The sequence below is a fragment of the Roseateles sp. P5_E8 genome (genome assembly GCF_054177665.1).
In genome coordinates this window covers 1-21,659 of the sequence record NZ_JBGCUM010000037.1, presented here as the reverse complement: position 1 = coordinate 21,659, position 21,659 = coordinate 1, and the positions used below count along the sequence as shown (strand labels likewise).

The 21,659-nt window shown below is 68.3% G+C and carries 16 protein-coding genes and 1 pseudogene; 13 read left to right on the top strand and 4 right to left on the bottom strand.

The window, feature by feature from the left end; genetic code table 11:
• The 6 genes from ACXRVZ_RS19200 (at position 1) to ACXRVZ_RS19175 (ending at position 10,311) form a co-directional block, all read left to right on the top strand.
• Positions 1–288, top strand: coding sequence for a hypothetical protein (locus tag ACXRVZ_RS19200; protein WP_457421980.1), 288 nt, complete (start codon positions 1–3; stop codon positions 286–288).
• Positions 285–2,006 carry an alpha/beta hydrolase family protein gene (locus ACXRVZ_RS19195; protein WP_458232702.1) on the top strand — a complete coding sequence of 574 codons (1,722 nt, stop codon included), beginning with the start codon at positions 285–287 and terminating at the stop codon, positions 2,004–2,006. The genes ACXRVZ_RS19200 and ACXRVZ_RS19195 overlap by 4 nt, the downstream gene beginning before the upstream one ends.
• A gap of 74 nt (positions 2,007–2,080) precedes the next feature.
• Positions 2,081–4,114, top strand: a complete 2,034-nt coding sequence (locus tag ACXRVZ_RS19190; RefSeq protein WP_458232701.1) for a prolyl oligopeptidase family serine peptidase — start codon at positions 2,081–2,083, stop codon at positions 4,112–4,114.
• Positions 4,115–4,195: 81 nt separating this feature from the next.
• Positions 4,196–6,205, top strand: a complete 2,010-nt coding sequence (locus ACXRVZ_RS19185; protein WP_457421974.1) for a S9 family peptidase — start codon at positions 4,196–4,198, stop codon at positions 6,203–6,205.
• Between the two features lie 107 nt (positions 6,206–6,312).
• The gene (locus ACXRVZ_RS19180; RefSeq protein ID WP_458232700.1) at positions 6,313–8,226 is read left to right on the top strand and encodes a prolyl oligopeptidase family serine peptidase; all 1,914 of its coding nucleotides are present in this window, start codon (positions 6,313–6,315) and stop codon (positions 8,224–8,226) included.
• Positions 8,227–8,292: 66 nt separating this feature from the next.
• Positions 8,293–10,311 (top strand): prolyl oligopeptidase family serine peptidase, encoded by a 2,019-nt coding sequence (locus tag ACXRVZ_RS19175; protein ID WP_457421969.1) that lies wholly within the window; start codon positions 8,293–8,295, stop codon positions 10,309–10,311.
• A 12-nt stretch (positions 10,312–10,323) separates the two neighbouring features.
• On the opposite strand, the gene ACXRVZ_RS19170 is transcribed toward ACXRVZ_RS19175, so the two are convergent.
• Positions 10,324–11,211 carry a sterol desaturase family protein gene (locus ACXRVZ_RS19170; protein ID WP_458232699.1) on the bottom strand — a complete coding sequence of 296 codons (888 nt, stop codon included), beginning with the start codon at positions 11,209–11,211 and terminating at the stop codon, positions 10,324–10,326.
• Positions 11,212–11,261: 50 nt separating this feature from the next.
• Between ACXRVZ_RS19170 and ACXRVZ_RS19165 the strand changes: the two genes are divergently transcribed.
• The 3 genes from ACXRVZ_RS19165 to ACXRVZ_RS19155 all read left to right on the top strand — a co-directional run bounded on the left by ACXRVZ_RS19165 (position 11,262) and on the right by ACXRVZ_RS19155 (position 14,993).
• The gene (locus ACXRVZ_RS19165; protein WP_457421965.1) at positions 11,262–12,239 is read left to right on the top strand and encodes a DUF2804 domain-containing protein; all 978 of its coding nucleotides are present in this window, start codon (positions 11,262–11,264) and stop codon (positions 12,237–12,239) included.
• Between the two features lie 121 nt (positions 12,240–12,360).
• Positions 12,361–13,653, top strand: coding sequence for a GGDEF domain-containing protein (locus tag ACXRVZ_RS19160; protein ID WP_457421963.1), 1,293 nt, complete (start codon positions 12,361–12,363; stop codon positions 13,651–13,653).
• Positions 13,654–13,664: 11 nt separating this feature from the next.
• Positions 13,665–14,993, top strand: coding sequence for a GGDEF domain-containing protein (locus ACXRVZ_RS19155; RefSeq protein WP_457421960.1), 1,329 nt, complete (start codon positions 13,665–13,667; stop codon positions 14,991–14,993).
• Here ACXRVZ_RS19155 and clpB read toward each other — a convergent pair.
• From clpB to ACXRVZ_RS19140, 3 genes are all read right to left on the bottom strand, one after another.
• A complete protein-coding gene (clpB, locus tag ACXRVZ_RS19150; RefSeq protein WP_458232698.1) occupies positions 14,990–17,587 on the bottom strand; it encodes an ATP-dependent chaperone ClpB in 2,598 nt (865 codons plus the stop codon). The genes ACXRVZ_RS19155 and clpB overlap by 4 nt on opposite strands.
• 61 nt (positions 17,588–17,648) lie before the next feature.
• Complete coding sequence (gene crcB, locus ACXRVZ_RS19145) at positions 17,649–18,005, bottom strand: fluoride efflux transporter CrcB (protein ID WP_458232697.1); 357 nt, start codon at positions 18,003–18,005, stop codon at positions 17,649–17,651.
• A 5-nt stretch (positions 18,006–18,010) separates the two neighbouring features.
• A complete protein-coding gene (locus ACXRVZ_RS19140) occupies positions 18,011–18,484 on the bottom strand; it encodes a molybdenum cofactor biosynthesis protein MoaE (protein ID WP_457421954.1) in 474 nt (157 codons plus the stop codon).
• Positions 18,485–18,597: 113 nt separating this feature from the next.
• On the opposite strand from ACXRVZ_RS19140, the gene ACXRVZ_RS19135 reads away from it, so the two are divergent.
• The 4 genes and pseudogenes from ACXRVZ_RS19135 to ACXRVZ_RS19120 form a co-directional block, all read left to right on the top strand.
• On the top strand, positions 18,598–19,626 hold the full coding sequence (locus ACXRVZ_RS19135) for an SPFH domain-containing protein (protein WP_457421952.1): 1,029 nt from the start codon (positions 18,598–18,600) through the stop codon (positions 19,624–19,626).
• Positions 19,619–21,208, top strand: coding sequence for a DUF4178 domain-containing protein (locus ACXRVZ_RS19130; protein WP_457421950.1), 1,590 nt, complete (start codon positions 19,619–19,621; stop codon positions 21,206–21,208). Before ACXRVZ_RS19135 ends, ACXRVZ_RS19130 begins: the two co-directional genes overlap by 8 nt.
• A 22-nt stretch (positions 21,209–21,230) precedes the next feature.
• Positions 21,231–21,452 carry a DUF350 domain-containing protein gene (locus ACXRVZ_RS19125; protein ID WP_457421948.1) on the top strand — a complete coding sequence of 74 codons (222 nt, stop codon included), beginning with the start codon at positions 21,231–21,233 and terminating at the stop codon, positions 21,450–21,452.
• Positions 21,445–21,659: pseudogene (locus ACXRVZ_RS19120) on the top strand (hypothetical protein); the annotation flags it as partial. The gene ACXRVZ_RS19125 and the pseudogene ACXRVZ_RS19120, both read left to right, overlap by 8 nt.

The following is a 21,659-nucleotide window of genomic DNA, read 5'->3' as shown; positions in this document are numbered from 1 at the left end:
ATGAGCCTCGCCAAATTTCTCACCGCCGCCTCATTTGCCGCCTCGTTCGCCGCCAGCGCGGCACCGCCACCGGCCGAGGTGTTCTTCGGTGATGCCGACATCGGCCGCACCATGCTGTCGCCGTCGGGCAAGCGCCTCGCCATCACCACGGCCAAGGGCGCTGGGCGGGTCGGTCTCGTCGTGCTTGACCTTGCGCCGGGAGGCAAACTGACCCGGGTGACGCAATCGGCCTCGGCGGACGTGTCCGAAGTGCAATGGGTCAACGAGGATCGCCTCTCTTCAGCATGATCGACCTGACCGAAGCGAGCGGCCGGCCCTCGCGAGCGCCCGGCCTGTTCGCGGTGAACGCGGACGGCAGCAAGATGCGCATGCTGGTGAAACGAACCGGCCGCGCCTTCATCTCCAACGGCGAAGCTGATGACCGGCTGCTGGAGTGGAACCACACCCTGCTGGCCGTGCCCGAGCCCAAGCCARGCGAGACCAACGAGGACGCGCTGCTGGCCGAGTTCAGCCTGGACGGGCGCGGGCAGCTGACACCCGTGTGGGTCAACACACGCACCGGCATCACGCGCAACTTCTCGTCTGCGGCACCGGGCGGCGCCGTGCAATGGATCGTCAACAGCCGTGGCGAAGCCCGCGCCGCCTTGACGCTGGCCAATGACCGCGTCCAGGCCCACTGGCTGCCACCCGGGCAGACGCAGTGGCAACAGCTCTTCGACACGCCGGTCCTGCAGCAGCCGTTCCGGCTTGAGAGCGTGGACGGCAACGGCACCCTGTTCGTGAGCCATGTACCCAAGGGCGGCCGCCACAGCGTGCTGACGAGCTACGACGCCGTAGCCAAGGCGCCGGTCGACCCGCCGTTGGTGCGCATACCCGGCTTCGACTTTGCCGGGCACTTCCTCAAGGACGGCGGCACCGTGCTGGCTGTGGAGGCCCATGCCGACAGCCAGGTCACCGTCTGGCTGGACGAGCGCATGAAGAAGTTCCAGGCCCAGGTCGACCAACTGATGCCCGGCCGCCTCAATCGCATCGACTGTCGCCGCTGCGGCCAGCCGGACATGGTGGCCCTGGTGCACGCGTACAACGACCACGACCCCGGCAAGATCTGGCTCTATCAGGCTCAACCGCCCGCAGGCGAGCCGAAATGGCGCGCCATCGGCCGCATCCGCGAGACCGTGGATCCCGAGCAGATGGCCGGCCTGGACTTGCAGACCATCCCTGCCCGCGATGGCCGCGAGTTGCCTGTCTGGGTCACGCGGCCGGACAACGCCAAGGGCCCGCTGCCCGCCGTCGTGCTGGTGCATGGCGGCCCCTGGATGCGCGGCGTCGTGTGGCAATGGAACGGCTGGGCGCAATTCCTCGCCTCGCGCGGCTATGTCGTCATCGAACCCGAGATGCGCGGCAGCACCGGCTATGGCGACGACCACTTTCGCGCCGGTTTCAAGCAGTGGGGCCAGGCCATGCAGGACGACGTGACCGACGCACTGCGCTGGGCGCAGAAGCGGGGCCTGGCCAGCGACAAGGCCTGCATCATGGGCGCCAGCTACGGCGGCTACGCCACGCTGATGGGCCTGGCCAAGGACCCCGACCTCTACCGCTGCGGCGTGGCCTGGGTCGCCGTGGCGGACCTGGAGCTGATGGTGCAAGGCGCCTGGTGGGTGCCCGACGATTCGCGCCTGGCCCGTCGGCTGACCTTGCCCGAGGTCGTTGGCGACGCCACCAAGGACGCCGCCATGATCGCCGCCAACTCGCCCGTCAAACTGGCCGCGCGCATGAAGGCGCCGCTGCTGCTGGCCCATGGCGAGGAGGACCTGCGCGTGCCACTGGCCCACGGCAAGCGCATGCGCGACGCGCTGGCCGCCGTGGGGCGCCCGCCGGAATGGGTCACCTACGCCGGCGAAGGCCATGGCTTCAACAAGCCCGAGAACCGGCTGGACTTCGCGCGCCGCGTGGAGACCTTCCTGGCCCGGCATCTGGGGCCGGTCGAGCCGGTCGCCAGCAAGTGAGGTCCGGCGGGTCGGGCGACGAAAGCGTTAGCTATGCTCCGCGCGCTGCCAGAGAAGCAGCCGTGGAGGCTCTCTTGAAGACTGTCAAATGCTGGGCAGGCGTCATCGCCGGCTTTCTGTTGTCCGCCGCCTGCGCCCAGGCTGCGCCGCCGCCCGCCGAGGCGTTCTTCAACAACCCTGACATCCTCGAGGCGGTGCTGTCTCCTTCGGGCAGCAAGCTCGCCATCACCTCTGCCAAGGGCGTGAGCCGCGTGAGCTTGGTGACCGTCGATCTGGCGAAGGGTGGCAAGCTCACCCGCATCGCCCAGTTTTCCAAGGGCGACGTCTACAACGTGCACTGGGTCAACGAAGACCGGCTCGTCTACAGCATCGTCAATCTCGCCCGGGAAAGCGGCAAGGCCCACAGCGCGCCGGGTCTGTTTGCCGTCAACAGCGACGGCAGCAATTTCCGTCAGCTCGTGCAGCGCGTGGGCGGCCCCTCGATAGGCAACGGCTCGGGCGGGTTCGTGCTGAATTGGGCACACATCCTGCACCGCGTTCCGGCGCCGGTCCCGGGCAAACTCAACGAGGAAGTCCTGCTGAAGAAGTATTCCTTCGACGACGAAGGAGACGACGAGGAGCGCGATCCGGAGAAGCTGCTGTGGATCAACGTCAACACGGGCCGCACACGCGACGTGGAACTCAAGACCCCGGCACATGTGGTCCGATGGGTGACCAACCGTCGTGGCGAGCCGCGCGCCGTCATCACGCTGCACAAGGGCAAGCAGGCCGCCTGGTGGCGCGGCCCCGGCAGCACCGACTGGACCCGGATCTATGAAAGCGGGTTGTTCACGGCGCCCTTCGACGTCCTGGGCGTGGACGATGCCGACAACCTGTACATCACGCACCGCCATGGCCCTGAGGGCTATCGATGGCTCACGCGCTACGACTTCAAGGCCGGCAAGCCGGAAGACGGCTTCGTTGTTGAAACGCCAGGCTTCGACTTCGACGGCACGCTACTGAGCGAATCGACCACCGGCAAGGCCATGGGCGTGCGAGCCATGGTGGATCGCCAGACCACCGTCTGGCTGGATCCGCAGATGAAAACGCTGCAAGCCCAGGCCGACGAGCTCTTGCCCGGCCGCGTCAACCGCATCGACTGCCGCCGTTGCGGCCAGTCAGACATGGTGGCGACCGTGCATTCGTCCAGCGACCATGACCCCGGTTACCTCTACGTCTATAGGGCCCAGCCGCTCGAGGGCGAGAAAGCCTGGCAGGCCATCGGCCCGGCCAGGGAGGGTATGCGGGCCGAACAGATGGCCGGCTTGACACTTGAACGAATCAAGGCGCGTGACGGTCACGACCTGCCGGTATGGATCACGCGCCCGAACGACGCGACCGGCCCGCGGCCCGCGGTCGTGCTGGTGCATGGCGGCCCCTGGATACGCGGTCGGACCTGGGGTTGGGACGCCGCGTCACAGTTCCTCGCCTCACGCGGCTATGTCGTCATCGAACCCGAGATGCGTGGCAGCGACGGCTATGGACTGGCGCACTTCAACGCCGGCATCAAGCAGTGGGGCCGGTCGATGCAGGACGACGTCGCCGACGCGCTGCGCTGGGCGCAGGCAAAAGGGATCGCGAGCAGCAAGGCCTGCATCGCCGGCGACAGTTACGGCGGCTACAGCGCGCTGATGGGGCTGATCAACGATCCGGATCTGTTCCGCTGCGGCATTKCCGGCTTCGCGGTCGCCGACCTGGAACTCTTCGTGGACGGCTCATGGTGGGTGCGAGACGACATCGGCGACGACGGTCGCAAGTTCTCGCTGCACGAACTGGTCGGTGACCCGAAAAAAGACGCCGCGATGATTGCAGCTCATTCCCCGGTGAAGCTGGCAGCGAAGATCAAGGCTCCGGTCATGCTGGTGTACGGCGAGGAAGACATCCGCGTGCCGATCACGCACGGCACGCGCATGCGTGAAGCGCTGCGCAAGGCGGGCAACGAACCTGTCTGGATCAGCTATCCGGACGAGGCCCACGGCCTGGGCCTGCCGAAGAACAGAGTGGACTACGCCCAACGCATGGCGGACTTCCTGGCAACCTATCTGGAGCCGGCCGCCTCAGGCAAATAGGCACACTTTTGCGCGCCTGTGCGCAGAAACGCTGTCTTATGCTCCGCGCCGCTGCCAGAGAAGCAGCCGTGGAGGAAGCCCGTGAAGACTGTCATACGCCGGGCCGGCGTCATCGCCGGCTTTCTGTTGTCCGCCGCCTGCGCCCAGGCCGCGCCGCCGCCCGCCGAGGTCTTCTTCAAGGACCCCGACATCGTCGAGGCGGTGCTGTCGCCGTCCGGCCGCCAACTGGCCCTCACGTCGGCACGCGGCGCCAAGCGCATTAGCCTGGCGGTTGTCGACCTCGGCACCGGCAAGGCCGTGCGGACAGCCCAGTTCATCGACGGCGATGTCTCCGACGTGCGCTGGGTCAACGACCAGCGGCTGGTCTTCGGCGTCGTCGATCTGTCCGACGGCAGCGGCCGGCCCAATGGCCTGGCCGGCCTGTTCGCCGTCAACCCGGACGGCGGCCAGATGCGCCAGCTCGTGCGCCGCCAGGGCCGGCCCATCGTCAGCGATGGCAGCAACCGCAACGACCGCCTGCTGGACTGGAACCACCAGCTGCTGCGCGTGCCCACGCCGCGCGGCGACGAGGTCGGCGACGAGGTGCTGGTGGCCGAGATCACGCCGGACGAGCAGCGCATCCAGACGCCGCTGTGGCTGAACACCCGCAACGGCCGCACCCGCGCCGTGGAAACCAAGGCGCCGCCCCATACCGTCGGCTGGCTGACCGACAGCCGCGGCGAGCTGCGCGTCGCCATGACGGAGCACGAAGGCCGCCAGGGCGCCTACTGGCGAGGGCCGGGCCAGCAGGACTGGCGACAGCTGTTCGAGGCCGGCTTGCTCAAGGCGCCGTTCACGCCCCATTCGGTCGACGATGCCGGCCAGCTCTACGTGCTGCGCACGCCGGGCCGGGACCAGCAGGTCGTGCTGAGCCGTTACGACTTCGAGCGCGGTGCACCCGACACCAAGCCTCTCGTGACCGCGCCGGGCTTCGACTTCCGGGGCCAGTTGCTCAACGAAGGCGGTGGCCCGGCCCTGGGCGTGCGCCTGGTCACCGACGGCGAGACCACGGTCTGGTTCCATCCCGCGCTGAAGGCCTTGCAGGAGCAGGCCGACGCCCGCCTGCCCGGCCGCATCAACAGCATCAGCTGCCGGCGCTGCGGCGAGGCGGACATGGCGGCCCTGGTGCGCTCCTTCAGCGACCGCGACCCCGGCCAGGTCTGGGTCTACCAGGCCCAGCCCCCCGAGGGCGAAAAGAACTGGCGCCCGGTCGGCCGCGTGCGCAACGACGTCAAGCCCGCCGAGATGGCGCAGATGGACTTCCACCGCATCACCGCCCGCGACGGCCGCGACCTGCCGGTGTGGGTCACCCGCAGCGCCGACGCCAAAGGGCCGCTGCCGGCCGTCGTCATGGTGCATGGCGGCCCGTGGGTGCGCGGCAATGTCTGGGGCTGGAACGCGCGTGCCCAGTTCCTGGCGTCGCGCGGCTATGTCGTCATCGAGCCCGAGTTCCGCGGCAGCACCGGCTACGGCCACGCGCACTACAAGGCCGGCTTCAAGCAATGGGGGCTGGCCATGCAGGACGACGTGGCCGACGCGCTGAAATGGGCGCAGGCCACGGGGCTGGCCAGCGACAAGGCCTGCATCGTCGGCGGCAGCTATGGCGGCTACAGCACGCTGATGGGCCTCATCAAGGACCCCGACCTCTACCGCTGCGGCGTCGCCTGGGTGGCCGTGACCGACCTGGACCTCTACGTCAGCGGCTCCTGGTGGGTGCGCGACGACATCCCCGACGCCGGCCGCCAATACCGCCTGCCCGACATGGTGGGCGACGCGGTGAAGGACGCCGCCCTGATCGCCGCCAACTCGCCCGTCAAGCAGGCCGCCCGCATCAAGGCGCCGGTGCTGCTGGCCTTCGGCGAGGACGACCTGCGCGTGCCGCTGGCCCACGGCAAGCGCATGCGTGACGCGCTGAAGGAGGCGGGCAACGAGCCGGTGTGGATCAGCTACCCCGGCGAAGGCCACGGTTTCAGCATCCTCAAGAACCGCATCGATTTCGCGGAGCGCATGGAGGCCTTCCTGGCCAAGCATCTGAAGCCAGCGCCACCCTGAACAGCGGTTGGCGGCTCACGAGTCTGCAGGGCATCTCCCAGGCACCTGCCAAGAGGCTAGCCAATATCCTTTGCGCCGAAAAGAACAACCGCAATCAGGGGGATCCGATGGCCTCATGTCTTCGCGCCGCCGCGCTCGCGCTCGCCTGCCTGGGCGTCCAGTTCGTTCAGGCCGCACCGCCGCCCGCCGAGGTGTTCTTCAGGGACCCCGACATCGCCCAGGCGCTGCTGTCGCCGTCCGGGAAGCAATTGGCCTTCACGTCCGCCAAGGGCGCCAGCCGCGTCGGCCTCGTCGTCATGAACCTGGCGGACGGCAAACTGATGCGGGTGATGCAGTCGGCCAAGCTCGACGTGGCCTGGGCCCGCTGGATCAGCGAGGAGCAACTGCTGGTCGGCATGGCGGACACGACCGAGGGACGCCTGGGTGCGTCGCCGATGTACGCCGTCAACGCGGACGGCAACAAGCTGCGCATTGTCTCGGGTGGCGGCCGCCGTTTGTTGAGAGTGCCGGAGCCGCGCGCGGGCCAGGCCAATGAAGAGGTGCTGCTCAGCTACGACCAAAGCACCCTGGCCCACGACCTGTGGGTGGAGGTTCCGCAGTGGGTCAACACGCGCACAGGCCAGCGGCGAGATTTTTCATCATTGGCTCCAACCCACAACGTGCAGTGGCTGACCGACGCACAAGGCGTCGCGCGCGCCACGCTGACGCTTGGCCGCGACCGCGTGCAGGCCTACTGGCTGCCGCCAGGCCAATCCGAGTGGCAGCAGCTTTTCGACACGTCGGTGATCGACCAACCCTTCCGGCTCGAAAGCGTTGACGACAAAGGCACGCTCTACGTGAGCCACGTGCCCAAGGGTAGCCAACTGCGTGTGCTGGCCCGCTACGACACCGCCACCAAGGCCCCGGCGGAGCCTCCCCTAGTGCGCACGCCAGGCTTCGACTTCAACGGCAATTTCATCCAGGAGGCCGGCGCCGTGCTCGGCGTGCGCGCCACGGCCGACAGCGAGGTCACCGTCTGGCTGGACGAGCGCATGAAGAAGTTCCAGGCCCAGGTCGACCAACTGATCGCCGGGCATCTCAACCACATCAGCTGTCGCCAATGTGGCAAGCCTGACATGGTGGCTCTCGTGCACTCCCACAACGACCACGACCCCGGCAAGTACTGGCTCTATCAGGCGCAGCCGCCGGCGGGCGAGTCGAAGTGGCGGGCCGTCGGCCGCGTCGACGAAACCGTCGACCCCGAGCGGATGGCTGGGCTGGATCTGCAGACCATCACCGCCCGTGACGGCCGAGCGCTGCCCGTCTGGGTCTCGCGGCCTGACAACACACAGGGACCGCTGCCTGCTGTCGTGCTGGTGCACGGCGGCCCCTGGATGCGCGGCGTCCACTGGCAGTGGAACGCGTGGCCCCAGTTCCTGGCCTCGCGGGGCTACGTCGTCATCGAGCCGGAGTTCCGCGGCAGCACGGGGTACGGGGATGACCATTTCCGCGCCGGCTTCAAGCAGTGGGGCCAGTCCATGCAGAACGACGTGACCGACGCTCTGCGCTGGGCGCAGAAGCAGGGCCTGGCCAGCGACAAGGCCTGCATCATGGGCGTCGATGACTACGGCGGCTATAGCGCGCTCATGGGGCTGGCCAAGGACCCTGAGGTCTACCGCTGCGGCGTTGCCAGGGAGGCCGTGGCTGACCTGGAACGAGTGGCGGGAGGCGCCTTGTTTTGGCCGGACGGCCTCAACCTGGCCCGGCGGCTCACCTTTCCCGAGATGGTTGGCGACGCCAGGCGTGACACTGCCATGCTCGCCGCCAACTCACCCATCAACCTGGCTGCGCGCATCAAGGCACCTGTGCTGCTGGCCTATGGCAAGGAAGGCGAGCGCATGCGCGATGCGCTGACAGCCGCCGGCCACCCGCCGCAATGGCTGAGCTACGACGAAGACCATGGCGTGCTCGAGAACCGGTTGGACTTGGCCCACCGGGTCGAGGCCTTCCTGGCCAAGCACCTCGGCCCGGCCAACCCCTGAGCCAGACATCTTGCGGCAGCGTTGCGGCCCTATGCTGCGCGGCTTCAAAAAACTGGAGAGGCTCCGTTGAAACCATTGCACCGCGCTCTGGACGTCTTCCGCCTGCTGGCCTGCACGGCCGCCTTCGTCACCGGCCTGGGCGCGCACGCGGCGCCGGCAGCGCCGCTGCCGCCCGAAGTGTTCTACCGCGATACCGATCTCGCGGAAGCCCACCTGTCGCCGTCCGGCCGCTGGCTGGCCATCACCGGCGCGATGGGTGCGGAGCGCGCGGGCCTGGTGATCTTCGACGTGAAGAACGGCGGCCAGCCGCGCCGCATCGTGCAGTTCGCGGACGGTGACGTCACCAATGTGCAGTGGGTCAACGACGACCGCCTGGTGTTCAGCGCGCTGGACTTCGCCGAAGGCAGCGGCCGCGGCCGTGGCGCCAAGGGGCTGTTCGCCGTCAATGCGGACGGCAGCAAGCGCATCCAGCTCGTGCGCCGCCTCGGCACAAGGACGGTCAGGGACCCCGCCTCGGGCGGGCTGCTGGAGTGGAACCATGTGCTGCTCAGCACGCCACTGCGGCGCGAAGGCTCGACCAGCGACGAGGTACTGGTCGGGCGCTTCACCATCAACGAGCGTCGCACGTTGACGCCGCTGTGGCTGGACACGCTGACCGGCCGCACCCGCGGCACCGACTTCAAGCTGCCCACCGACACGGTGCACCTGCTGACCGACCCGCACGGCGAGGCCCGCGTGGCGCTCACGCTGCGCGAGGACCGCGAAGCCGCCTTCTGGCGCGCGCCGGGCAGCGAAGACTGGCAGCCGCTGTACGACAGCGCGCTGGGCCACGCGCCGTTCCGCCCGCACACGGTGGACAGCGACGGCAACCTGTACATCACGCAACCCCGCGGCGCGCAGGGCTACGCGGTGCTCGCACGTTACGACTTCGCCCGCCGCGCGCCCGACGAGCAGGCGCTGGTCGTCACGCCCGGCTTCGACTTCAGCGGCGCGCTGCGGGTGGAGAACGACGGCAAGCTGCGCGGCGTGCGCGTGCTGACCGACGTCGAATCCACCGCCTGGCTGACCGACGGCATGACGGCCATCCAGGCCGACGTGGACGGCGCATTGCCGGGCCGCGTCAACCGCATCAGCTGCCGCCACTGCGGCAAGCCCGACATGGTGCTGCTGGTGCGCTCCTACAGCGACCGCGAGCCGGGCGAATGGTGGCTGCACCGCGGCGCCGCCAGCGACGGCAAGGCCTGGCAGCAGGTCGGGCGCGTCAAGGTGGAGGTCAAGGCCGATGACATGGCGACGATGGCCCTGCACCGCATCAGCGCCCGCGATGGCCGCGACCTGCCCGTGTGGGTCACGAAGAACCCGGCCGCCAAGGGCCCGCTGCCCGCCGTCGTGCTGGTGCACGGCGGCCCCTGGTCGCGCGGCGCTCAATGGCAGTGGGACGCCAATTCACAGTTCCTGGCGTCTCGCGGCTATGTGGTCATCAAGCCGGAGTTCCGCGGCAGCACCGGCTATGGCGAAGCCCACCTGAAGGCGGGCTTTCGGCAATGGGGCCAGGCCATGCAGGACGACGTGGCCGATGCGCTGCGCTGGGCGCAGAAGGAAGGCATCGCCAGCGACAAGGCCTGCATCGCCGGCGGCAGCTATGGCGGCTACAGCACGCTGATGGGCCTGATCAAGGACCCCGGCCTCTACCGCTGCGGCGTGGCCTGGGTGGCCGTGACCGACCTGGAGCTGCTGGTCAACGGCTCGATCTGGGTCGATGACGACATCAGCGAGATCATGCGCAAGTACCGCATGGCCGAACTGGTGGCCGACGGCAAGGCCGACGCCGACATGATCGCCGCCAACTCACCGGTGCAGCAGGCCGCGCGCATCAAGGCGCCGCTGCTGCTGGCCTTCGGCGAGGAGGACCGGCGCGTGCCGCTGGCCCACGGCGAGCGGCTGCGCAAGGCGATGCGCGCCGCCGGCAACGAGCCCGAGTGGGTGACCTACCCCGGCGAGGGTCACGGCTTCGCCGTCGTGAAGAACCGCGTGGACTTCGCCGGGCGCATGGAAGCCTTCCTGGCCAAGCACCTCAAGCAGTGACAGCGGCTGCCGTCAGTCCTTGAAGCCGTTGTAATGCCGCCGCCACTCGGGCGGCTTCCATAGGTGGGCCAGGCGCATGCCCCAGGTTTTCTCCCGGGCCATGTCATGGAACATCGCCCGCCACTCGTGGGCGTTCAGCCAGAACAGGTTGTGCGTCGGGAACGGGTGCTCCAGGCCGTAGTCCACCGGCGCCTCCTCGGGCACGAAGCTGCCGAACAGGCGGTCGAAGACGATCAGCGTGCCGCCGAAGTTCTTGTCGATGTACTGCGGGTTGCGGCCGTGGTGGGCGCGGTGGTGCGAAGGCGTGTTGAAGATGTACTCGAACCAGGCCGGCATCCTGCCCACCCACGACGTGTGCACGAAGAACTGGTAGCCGAGGTTCAGCGACAGCGCGAACAGCACCCAGCGCGGCTCGAAGCCCAGCCACACGGCCGGCAGGTAGAACAACCAGTTGCCGGCGATAGGGTAGAACCAGCTCTGCCGCAATGCGGTGCCGAAGTTCATCTTCTCCGAGCCATGGTGCACGACGTGGGCGCACCAGAACCAGCGGATGCGGTGGCTGCCGCGGTGAAACCAGTAATACAGGAACTCGACGAGCAGGAAGAGGCCGACGAAACGCCAGACGGTCACGTCGATGGTGAAGAGGCGATGGTCGTAGACCCAGCCCATGGCCGGCAGCACCAACACGGCGAGCAGGAAGAGATCGGCCACCAGATAGCTGCCGCCGCTGTTCATGCTGTCGAAGGTGTCGCGGAAGTCGAACACGCCGGTCTTGCGAAAGCGCCAGGCCTCCATCGCGATGAAGACGCCGAAGACCGGCGACAACAGCACGAGGGTCAGGTCGCGCCAGTCGAAGTGGCGTTGGTACAAGTCAAGCAAAGGGGCAGGCAACCAGTCCATGGTGAGATATTGCCGCCAAACCAGCGCCGCCTGCCGACGGCAAAACCCGCATGGTCATCGCCCTGAAAACCGCTCCTGCTGCCGTCGTGCTCGCCGGCCAGCCCGCCCACGGCCGCTACGCCGGGCGCATCGCGCGCCTCGACTGGGCGGCACTGAACCCAAGCCCGGGCTGGCTGTGGCGGCGCCTGCATCACAAGCGCTGGCACTACGTCGGCCTGGGCGACGAGGCCGTCTTCATCGGCGTCGCCATCGTCGACCTCGGCTGGGCGAGCAGCGCCTTCGCCTATCTCTTTGACCGGCAGAGCCGCACGCTGCTGGCCGACTGGAGCCAGGACGGGCTGCCGGGCTTGCAGGCCAGCGTGGGCGACTCGCCGCTGGCTGGCGCCAGCGCCTGGTTTCGCGGCCCGGGCGCGAGGCTGTCGCTGCGCCATGAAGCCGGCGACCGCCTGCGCCTGGATGTCACCACCCGCTCCCTGCACATTGAGGCCGAACTGGACCTGGCCGACATGGCCCCGCCGCTGCTGGCCATCGGCCCCGTCGACGGTGGCCTGGCCCACGCGACGCAGAAGACCACCGCCCTGCCCGTGCGCGGCTGGGCCGAGGCGGGTGGCCGGCGTTTCGAGCTGGACACGGCCTGGGCCGCCGTCGACGCCTCCAACGGTCTGCTCGCCCGCGACACCGCCTGGCGCTGGGCCAGCGCGCACCGGCCCGACATCGGCTTCAACCTGCAGCAGGGCTATTTCGGCGGCCAGGAGAACGTGCTGTGGCTGGACGGCCAGCCCACGGCACTGGGTGCCGCGCAGTTCGACTTAGACGCTGCGCGGCCACTGTCGCCCTGGCGCATACGCACCGACGACGGCCTGCTGGACCTTGTCTTCACGCCCGAGGGCGCCCGCGAGGCGGACAAGCACCTCGGCTTTGCCGCCAGCCGCTACGTGCAGCCCATCGGCCGCTTCGACGGCACCGCCAAAGGCAGGGCCGTCACCGCCCTGACCGGCGTGACCGAGGACCATCGCTCACTGTGGTGACCTATGCCACAGGCCGGGGCAGCGAGGAGCTGACGCCAGGGCCTTCAGGCCCTACAGTGACCGCTCTGCGACCGGTGACCCGACCTGCGTGCGATACGACCTGAGCAAACCCAATCTCCTAGTGAGCGGCATCGTCCTGACACTGGCCGCGCTCGTCGGCCTGGAGCTGCTGCCCGCGCGCACGCTGGAGCTGACCGCGCCCGGCGCGGTCAACAACCTCTACCTGATGACGCCCGGTGAGACACAAGGCGAGCCGCCCGTGCAATGGCTGGACGCCGAGCACCTGCGCTGGCGCTGCCACTACACCGCCTTCGAAAAATACCAGCCCTGCGGCCTGACCTTCAGCCTCGCCGGGGACGACCCCGCGCGCGGCCGGGACCTCAGCCGTTTCGACACCGTGGAGATGGACCTGGCCTACAAGGGCCCGGCGCCCTTCGTGCGCGTGGCCATCCGCAACTTTGACCCACGCTTCTCCAAGCTGGACGACGGCAACAGCGCGCGCATGCACAACGTCAATCTGCGGCCGCGCGACATCGCCAAGCCCGTGCACATCGAGCTGAGCGAGCTGACGGTGCCGGAATGGTGGATCCACCAGTTCGACCTGGCCCGCGAATACAACCGCCCCGGTCTGGAGAACGCCATCGCCCTGGCCATCGACCTGCCCGGCGACCTGGCCGGCCAGGAGCATGAGATGCAGCTGCGCCGCCTGACGTTCAAAGGCGAGTGGGTCAGCCGCGACCGTGTCTACTTCGGCATCGTCTGCGCCTGGCTGCTGGGCGCCAGCCTGATGGTGCTGCGCGGCTGGACGCAGTTGCGCCAGAGCCACCGCCTACAACAGCGCGAGATCGACGCGCTGACCGTGCGCACACGCCAGCTGCGCATCGAGCAGGAGAAGCTGCGCCGCCTGGCCACCATCGACGAGCTCACCGGCGTGCTCAACCGCCGCGGCCTGGAGCAGTCGCTGGACGACTTCGAGGAGGCCTCCCAGGGCATGACGCTGGTCATGCTGGACATTGACCACTTCAAGCGCGTCAACGACCGACTCGGCCATGACTGCGGCGACGAGGTGCTCAAGCGCGTGGCCGCCGTCGTCGCCGCCAACTTGCGCGCCAGCGACGTCTTCGGCCGCTGGGGCGGCGAGGAGTTCCTGATCGCCTGCCAGGGCACCCGCGTGCGCGACGCCGCCCGCCTGGCCGAGAAGCTGCGCGAGCGTGTGGCGCAGAGCGAGATCAACAGCTCGGGTGGCCGCATCGCCGTGACGTCGAGCTTCGGCGTGGCGCTCGCGCCGCCAGGCGCACCGGCGGCAGGCGCCCTCAAGCGCGCCGACGAAGCCCTCTACCGCGCCAAGGCTGCCGGCCGCAACCGCGTCGAGGTCGACCAGGCGCTGCAGAGCGACGCACCGACCACCGTCTGAAGCCGGGCTGAATGCAATACGACCTCAGCAACCCCAAACTCCTGACGGCTGGTGTCGCGCTGACGCTGGCGGTCCTGGCCGGCATCGAACTGCTGCCCGCGCGCACGCTTGACCTGATGGTGCCGGGCGTCGCTGGCGGCCCCTACCTGATCAACGCGGATGGCACCCAGGACGAATCCTCGGTGCGATGGCTGGACGCCGACAAGCAACGTCACCTGCGCTGCCAGTACGCCGAGCCCAAGAGCTACATGGGTTGCGGCCTCACCTACGTGCTCAGCGGCGAAGATCCCAAAAGCGGTCGAGATCTCAGCCTCTTCGACACCGTCGAGATCGACGTCGCCTACCAAGGCCCGTCGCCCTTCGTGCGCCTGGCCATCCGCAACTTCGACTCACGCTTCTCCAAGGTGGAGGACCTCAACACCGCACGCTTTCATTCGGTCAACCTGAGGCTGCGCGACATCGGCAAGCCCGCACGCGTGGATCTCAACGAGTTGACCGTGCCCGAGTGGTGGATTCTCCAGTTCGACCTGGCCCGCGAATACAACCGCCCCGGGTTGGAGAACGCGGTGGGCGTGTCGCTTGACGTGCCGATGGTCAAGCCGGGCCAGACCCACGAGCTGCAGGTGCGCCGCCTGGTGCTGAAGGGCCAATGGGTCAGCCGGGATCAGGTCTACCTGGGCATCGTGGTCAGCTGGCTGCTGGCCGCCAGCCTGCTGGCCCTGCGCGGCTGGACGCGGCTGCGCCAGGGCTACAGCCAACAGCAACGCGAGATCGACGCGCTGACGGCGCGTACCCGGCTGCTGCGCATCGAGCAGGAGAAGCTGCGACGCCTGGCCACCATCGACGACCTCACCGGCGTGCTGAACCGCCGCGGCCTGGAGCAGTCGCTGGACGACTACGAAGAGGCCGCACAGGGCATGACGCTGGTGATGTTCGACATCGACCACTTCAAACGGGTCAACGACCGCCACGGCCACGACTGCGGCGACGAAGTGCTGAAGCGCGTGGCCGCCGTCGTCGCGGCCAACCTGCGCGCCAGCGACGTCTTCGGCCGCTGGGGCGGCGAGGAGTTCCTCATCGCCTGCCAGGGCACGCGCGTGCGTGACGCCGCCCGCCTGGCCGAGAAGTTGCGCGAACGTGTCGAGCAATCCGAAATCAGCGCCGGCGCTGGCCGCATCACGGTCACCGCCAGCTTCGGCGTGGCCCTGGCGCCACCGGGCGCTCCGGCGGCCGGCGCACTCAAACGCGCCGACGAGGCCCTCTACCGCGCCAAGGAAGCCGGTCGCAACCGCGTCGAGATCGACAAGGCTCTACAGAGCGACGCGCCAACCACGGTTTAGTGCACAACCCGCGCGAAGCTGAACTCACCGCCGTCCACGTCCACCGGGATCACGTCCTTGGGCCCGAACTTGCCCTCCAGGATGAGCCGTGACAGCGGGTTCTCCACCCGCTGCTGGATGGCACGCTTCAGCGGCCGGGCGCCGAACACCGGGTCGAAGCCGACCTTGGCCAGTTCGTCCAGCGCCGCCTCGCTGATGTCCAGCTTCATCTCCAGCTTCTCCAGCCGCCTTTCGAGCAGGCGCAGCTGGATGCGGGCGATGGACTTGATGTGGTCGGCGCCCAGCGCGTGGAAGATGACGGTCTCGTCGATGCGGTTCAGGAACTCGGGCCGGAAGTGGGCCTTGACCTCGCCCCACACGGCCTCGCGGATGACCTCGTCGCTCTCTCCCGACAGCGCCATGATGTGCTGCGACCCGAGGTTGGACGTCATGACGATGACGGTGTTCTTGAAGTCCACCGTGCGGCCCTGGCCGTCGGTCAGGCGGCCGTCGTCCAGCACCTGCAGCAGCACGTTGAACACGTCCGGGTGGGCCTTCTCGACCTCGTCGAGCAGCAGCACCGAGTAGGGCTTGCGGCGCACCGCTTCGGTCAGCGTGCCGCCTTCCTCGTAGCCCACATAGCCGGGCGGCGCGCCGATCAGGCGGCTCACCGAATGCTTCTCCATGAACTCGCTCATGTCGATGCGCACCATGTGGTCGTCGCTGTCGAACAGGAAGCCGGCCAGCGCCTTGCACAGCTCGGTCTTTCCCACGCCCGTGGGGCCCAGGAAGAGGAAGCTGCCCAGCGGCCGATTCGGGTCTGACAACCCGGCGCGCGAGCGGCGGATGGCGTCGGACACGGCCTGGATGGCTTCGGCCTGGCCCACCACGCGCTCGTGCAACTTGCCTTCCATCTGCAGCAGCTTCTCGCGCTCGCCCTGCATCAGCTTGGCGACCGGGATGCCGGTGGAGCGCGCCACGACCTCGGCGATCTCCTCCGCACCCACCAGCGTGCGCAGCAGGCGCGGCCGGGTGGCGCCCTTGCCCTTGGCGCCGGCTTCCTTGTCCTGCGCCTCGTTCAGCTGCTTTTCCAGCTTGGGCAGACGGTCGTATTGCAGCTCGGCCAGCTTGTTGAAGTCGCCCTTGCGCTTGAGTTCCTCGATCTGCTGCTTGATGCGGTCGATCTCTTCCTTGACATGGGCCGAGCCCTGAGCCTGAGCCTTCTCGGCCGTCCAGATCTCTTCCAGATCCTCGTACTCGCGCTGCAGCTTGAGCAGCTCGTCCTCGATGAGGCCGAAGCGCTTCACCGAGCCCTCGTCCTTCTCCTTGCGCACCGCCTCGCGCTCGATCTTGAGCTGGATCATGCGGCGGTCCAGCCGGTCCATGGCCTCGGGCTTGGAGTCGATCTCGATCTTGATCTTGGCCGCCGCCTCGTCGATGAGGTCGATGGCCTTGTCGGGCAGGAAGCGGTCGGTGATGTAGCGGTGGCTCAGCTCGGCCGCGGCAATGATGGCCGGGTCGGTGATCTCCACGCCATGGTGCACCTCGTACTTCTCCTGCAGGCCACGCAGGATGGCGATGGTCGCCTCCACGCTGGGCTCGTCGACCAGCACCTTCTGGAAACGCCGCTCCAGTGCCGCATCCTTCTCGACGTACTTGCGGTACTCGTTGAGCGTCGTCGCGCCGATGCAGTGCAGCTCGCCGCGCGCCAGCGCCGGCTTGAGCATGTTGCCGGCATCGATGGAGCCCTCGGACTTGCCGGCGCCCACCATGGTGTGGATCTCGTCGATGAAGAGGATGGTCTGGCCGGCGTCCTGGCTCACCTCCTTCAGCACGCCCTTGAGCCTCTCCTCGAAGTCGCCGCGGTACTTGGCGCCGGCCAGCAGCAGGGCCATGTCCAGCACCAGCACGCGCTTGCCCTTGAGGCTCTCCGGCACCTCGCCGTTGATGATGCGCTGGGCCAGGCCCTCGACGATGGCCGTCTTGCCCACGCCCGGCTCGCCGATCAGCACCGGGTTGTTCTTGCTGCGGCGCTGCAGCACCTGGATGGTTCGGCGGATCTCCTCGTCGCGGCCGATGACCGGGTCCAGCTTGCCCAGGCGGGCGCGCTCGGTCAGGTCCAGCGTGTACTTCTTCAGCGCCTCGCGCTGGCCCTCGGCCTCGGCCGAATCGACGTTCTGCCCGCCGCGCACGGCCTCGATGGCGGTGTCCAGCGCCTTGCGCGTCAGGCCGTGGCCGCGCACGACGCCGGCCAGGTCGGTCTTGGCGTCGGCCAGCGCCAGCAGGAACATCTCGCTGGCGATGAACTGGTCGCCGCGCTTGCCGGCCTCCTTCTCGGCCGCCTGCAGCAGGCTGACGAGGTCGCGCCCGGCCTGCACCGTCTGGCCCGAGCCGCTGACCTGCGGCAGGCCGGCCATCAGGCCCTCCAGCGCCGTCTTCAGCCCCTGGACGTTGACGCCGCCGCGCTGCAGCAAGGCGCGCGGGCCGTCGTCCTGGGCCAGCATGGCGGCCAGGACATGGCTGGGCTCGATGTAGGGGTTGTCGCGAGACAGGGCCAGGCTCTGGGCGTCGCTGAGCGCCTCCTGGAAGCGGGTGGTGAACTTGTCGGCACGCATGGTGAGTCAATCCTCCGGTTGCGAAGCCAAGTGGGCGCCCATCGGCGCTTTTCAAGTTGCGCTAAATCAAGGCCTGCACAAGCTTCATGCCCACCCAGGCGGCAAACAGCGATCCCACGACGTGGGCGAGCGTGTGCGCAAGCGCCATGCCCAGCTCGCCGTGCTTCAGCAGCGCCAGCGACTCGCCCGAGAACGCCGAGAAGGTTGTCAGCCCGCCCAGGAAGCCGGTGACCAGAAAAAGTTTCAGCAAATCATTCGGCTGCCGGCCAAACCACTCCAGCGCCATGCCGATCAGAAAGCCGCCAACAAGATTGACCAGCAGCGTGCCGAGCGGGAAGCCGACCCAGCGCGTGTTGAACAGCACCCCCGCCTGCCAGCGCGCCAGCGCGCCCAAAGCCGCGCCGAGTGAAACCGCCAAGGCATTCAAACCGCATTCCCTCCGGCAATGCCCCAGCGCGCCAGCGCCTGGTCGTCCGCCACCCGGGCGTCCACCCAGTGCGCGCCGTCCGGCGTGTGCTCCTTCTTCCAGAACGGCGCCTGGGTCTTCAGGTAATCCATCAGGAATTCGCAAGCCTGGAAGGCCTGCCCTCGGTGGGCGCTGGTGACCAGCACCAGCACGATCTGGTCGCGTGCCTGAAGCATGCCGACACGGTGGATGACCTTGGCGGCACGGATATCGAAGCGGGCCAAGGCCTCGTCCACCATGCCTTCGATGGCCGCCTCGGTCATGCCGGGGTAGTGCTCCAGCTCCATGGCGCTGACCGCCTGGCCGCTGCTGTGCTCACGCACGGTGCCGACGAAGGTGACCACGGCGCCGACGCCGCCATCCTCAAGGCGCAGGGCGGCCGTTTCGGCGCTAAGGTCGAAGTCGTCGGTCTGGATGCAAACTCGGGGCATGGCGTAGATTCTCGTCGCCGACTGGGTGAGATTCACCTGTTTGGGTCACGAGGGCCTCTACCTCCGGCCGATACTCGCCTCCAAATTTCTCTTCACCGCATGCGGGAACCGACATGGCCCTGATGGATTTCATCAAGAAACAGTTCATAGACGTCATCCAGTGGACCGAGGACAGCGACGGCACACTGGCCTGGCGCTTCCCGATGTCCGGCATGGAAATCCAGAACGGCGGCCAGCTCGTCGTGCGCGAATCCCAGGTCGCCGTCTTCGTCAACGAGGGCCAGGTCGCCGATGTCTTCGGCCCCGGCACGCACCGCCTGACGACACAGACGCTGCCCGTGCTGACCTATCTCAAGAACTGGGACAAGCTCTTCGAGTCGCCCTTCAAGAGCGATGTCTACTTTTTCAGCACCCGCCAGCAGATCGACCAGCGCTGGGGCACCAGCCAGCCGGTCACCATCCGCGACAAGGACTTCGGCGCCGTGCGCCTGCGCGCCTTCGGCAACTACGCCTATCGCGTCAAGGACGCCAAGGTCTTCCACAGCCAGATCTCCGGCACGCGCGAGCGCTACACGACGGCCGAGCTCGACGGGCAGCTGCGCGGCCTGATGCTGCAGCACATCAGCGATGCCGTCGCCAGCAGCGGCACGGCCTTCCTGGACCTGGCGGCCAACCAGATCGAGTTCGCCGCCGCGCTCAAGAACGCCACCTCGCCGTCCTTCGATGCCATCGGCCTGGAGCTGCTGTCGGTGACGATGCAGAACGTCTCCCTGCCCGAGGAGCTGCAGAAGATCCTCGACCAGCGCATCGGCATGGGCATCATTGGCCAGAACATGGGCCAGTTCATCCAGTACCAGACCGCCCAGGCGCTGCCTGAGCTGGCCAAAGGTGGCTCCGGCGGCAGCGGCATTGCCGGCGAGGCCATCGGCCTGGGCGCCGGCGTGGCGTTGGGCCAGACGCTGGCGCAGACGCTGGGCCAGGGCCTGGCGGGCGTCGGCGCCGCAGCACCCGCCCCGGCCGCCAGCAAGCCCGAGGACATCGTCTCGCTGCTGGAAAAGCTCGGCGACCTCAAGGCCAAGGGCATCCTGACCGACGAGGAATTCGCCGCCAAAAAAGCGGACCTCCTGAAGAAGCTTGGCTGAGCAGGCGGCCCAGCGCCGCTGGCGCGCGGCCTGCCCGAACTGCGGCGCGCCGGTCGAGTTCGCGAGCGCGGCCTCCGCCAGCGCCGTCTGCGGCTTCTGCCGCAGCACGCTGCTGCGCGATGGCGAGACGCTGAGCCAGATCGGCAAGAGCGCCGAGATCTTTGAAGACTATTCGCCGCTGCAGCTCGGTGCCAGCGGCAGTTGGATGGGCAGCGGCTTCACCGCCGTCGGCCGCGTGCAGCGTGGCTCTGAGCTGGGCAACTGGAACGAATGGCATCTGCTGTTCGACGCCAGCGGTGACACCCCCCGCGTGGCTTGGCTCAGCGAGGACAACGGCCAGTTCGTCCTCAGCCTGGAAGCGCCGCTCACGGAGTCGCCGCCCACAGATCCTCAGGTCGGTGCGCCGCTGACGCTGGCCGGCCAGCGCTGGCAGGTCGCCGCCGTCGTGCAGGCCGCCGTGCGCGCCGCCGAGGGCGAGCTGCCGCGCGTGCCGCGCACCGGCCGCATCGTCGAGCTGCGCAACGCACAGGACGAGGTCGGCACGCTGGAATTCCGCGAGGACGGCCCGCCGGTCTGGTCCGTCGGCCGCGGCGTGCAGCTGGCCGACCTGGCCCTGCAAGGCCTGCGCACGACGGCCGAAGGCGAGTCCGTCGCTGAAAGCCGTTTCGCCGGCCGCAGCATCGCCTGTCCCAGCTGCGGCGCGCCGCTGCTTCCGAAGCTTGCGCAGACCAAGAGCATGGCCTGCGGCCAATGCCAGGCCGTCGTCGACTTGCCTGAAGGTGACGCCAAGGCGTTGGGCTTCACGCCTCAGTCGCCAAGCCTGCCCCCGCTGATCCCGCTGGGCCGCACCGGCACGCTGGCACTGGCCGGCGAGAAGCCGCAAGGCTGGACCGTCGTCGGCTACCAGGAGCGCTGTGACCTGCCCGATGACGCCGAGGACGAACAAAGCTTCTGGCACGAGTACCTGCTCTACAACCGCCTGGCCGGCTTCGCCTTCCTCGTCGACACGCGCGAAGGCTGGAGCCTGGTGCGCACGCTCACCGGCGCGCCCACCGCCCAACGCGGCGGCGCCCAATGGCAGAGCCGCGCCTACGACGAACGCTGGACCTACCAGGCCAAAACCACCCATGTGCTGGGCGAGTTCTACTGGCCCGTGCGCCTGGACGACCGCGTCAAGGTCACCGACTACGCCAGCAAGGACGGCCAGTACCTGCTGAGCCGCGAGCAGCAGGGCCCGGAAGTCACCTGGAGCGCCGGCCAGACGCTGCCCGCCGACACAGTTCAGAAGGCCTTCGGCCTGTCGGCCCCAGCCGCCCAGTTCGCGCGCGACGCTTCGGCCTTCAAGAGCGGCGGTACGCTGCTGCGCAACATCGTCATCGGCCTTGTGCTGATCGTGCTGCTGTTCGCCCTGCTGCGCGCCTGCTCCAGCGACAGCTGCCAGCGCTACAAGGACAGCTTCGGCGCTACCAGCAACGAATATCAGCAATGCCGCACCAGCGCGCGCAGTGGCGGTGGCTACTACGGCGGCAGTTCCGGTGGCAGCTACGGCGGCTACAGCAGCGGTGGCGGTGGCCACAAGTGAACCGATACCTCAGGAGAACCCCATGACCCTTGACTGGCTCAAACCCGAAGTCATCCTCGGCTCGACGATGTACGCCGTCATCGGCGTCGTCATCTTCTGGGTCGCCTTCGTCATCGTCGACCTCATCACGCCCTACAAGCTGTGGGAGGAACTGGTCGAGCGCAAGAACCTCGCGCTGGCCATCGTCGTCGGCGCGATGTGCATCTCCATCGGCAACATCGTCGCTGCGGCGATCCATGGCTGAACATGACTTCGCCGCGCTGACGAGCAACGCCCACGAAGACTGGACGCTGTTCGCCGTGCGGTTTCACGACAAGCCCGATGCCGGTGAGCTGCGCCGAGAGCTGCTACAGGCCCATCTCGAATGGGTGGCGGCGCAGGCCGACACGCTCCGTGCCGCCGGCTCGCTGCGCGAGTCGCCCGAGGCGACACCGGCGGGTGGGCTGTGGGT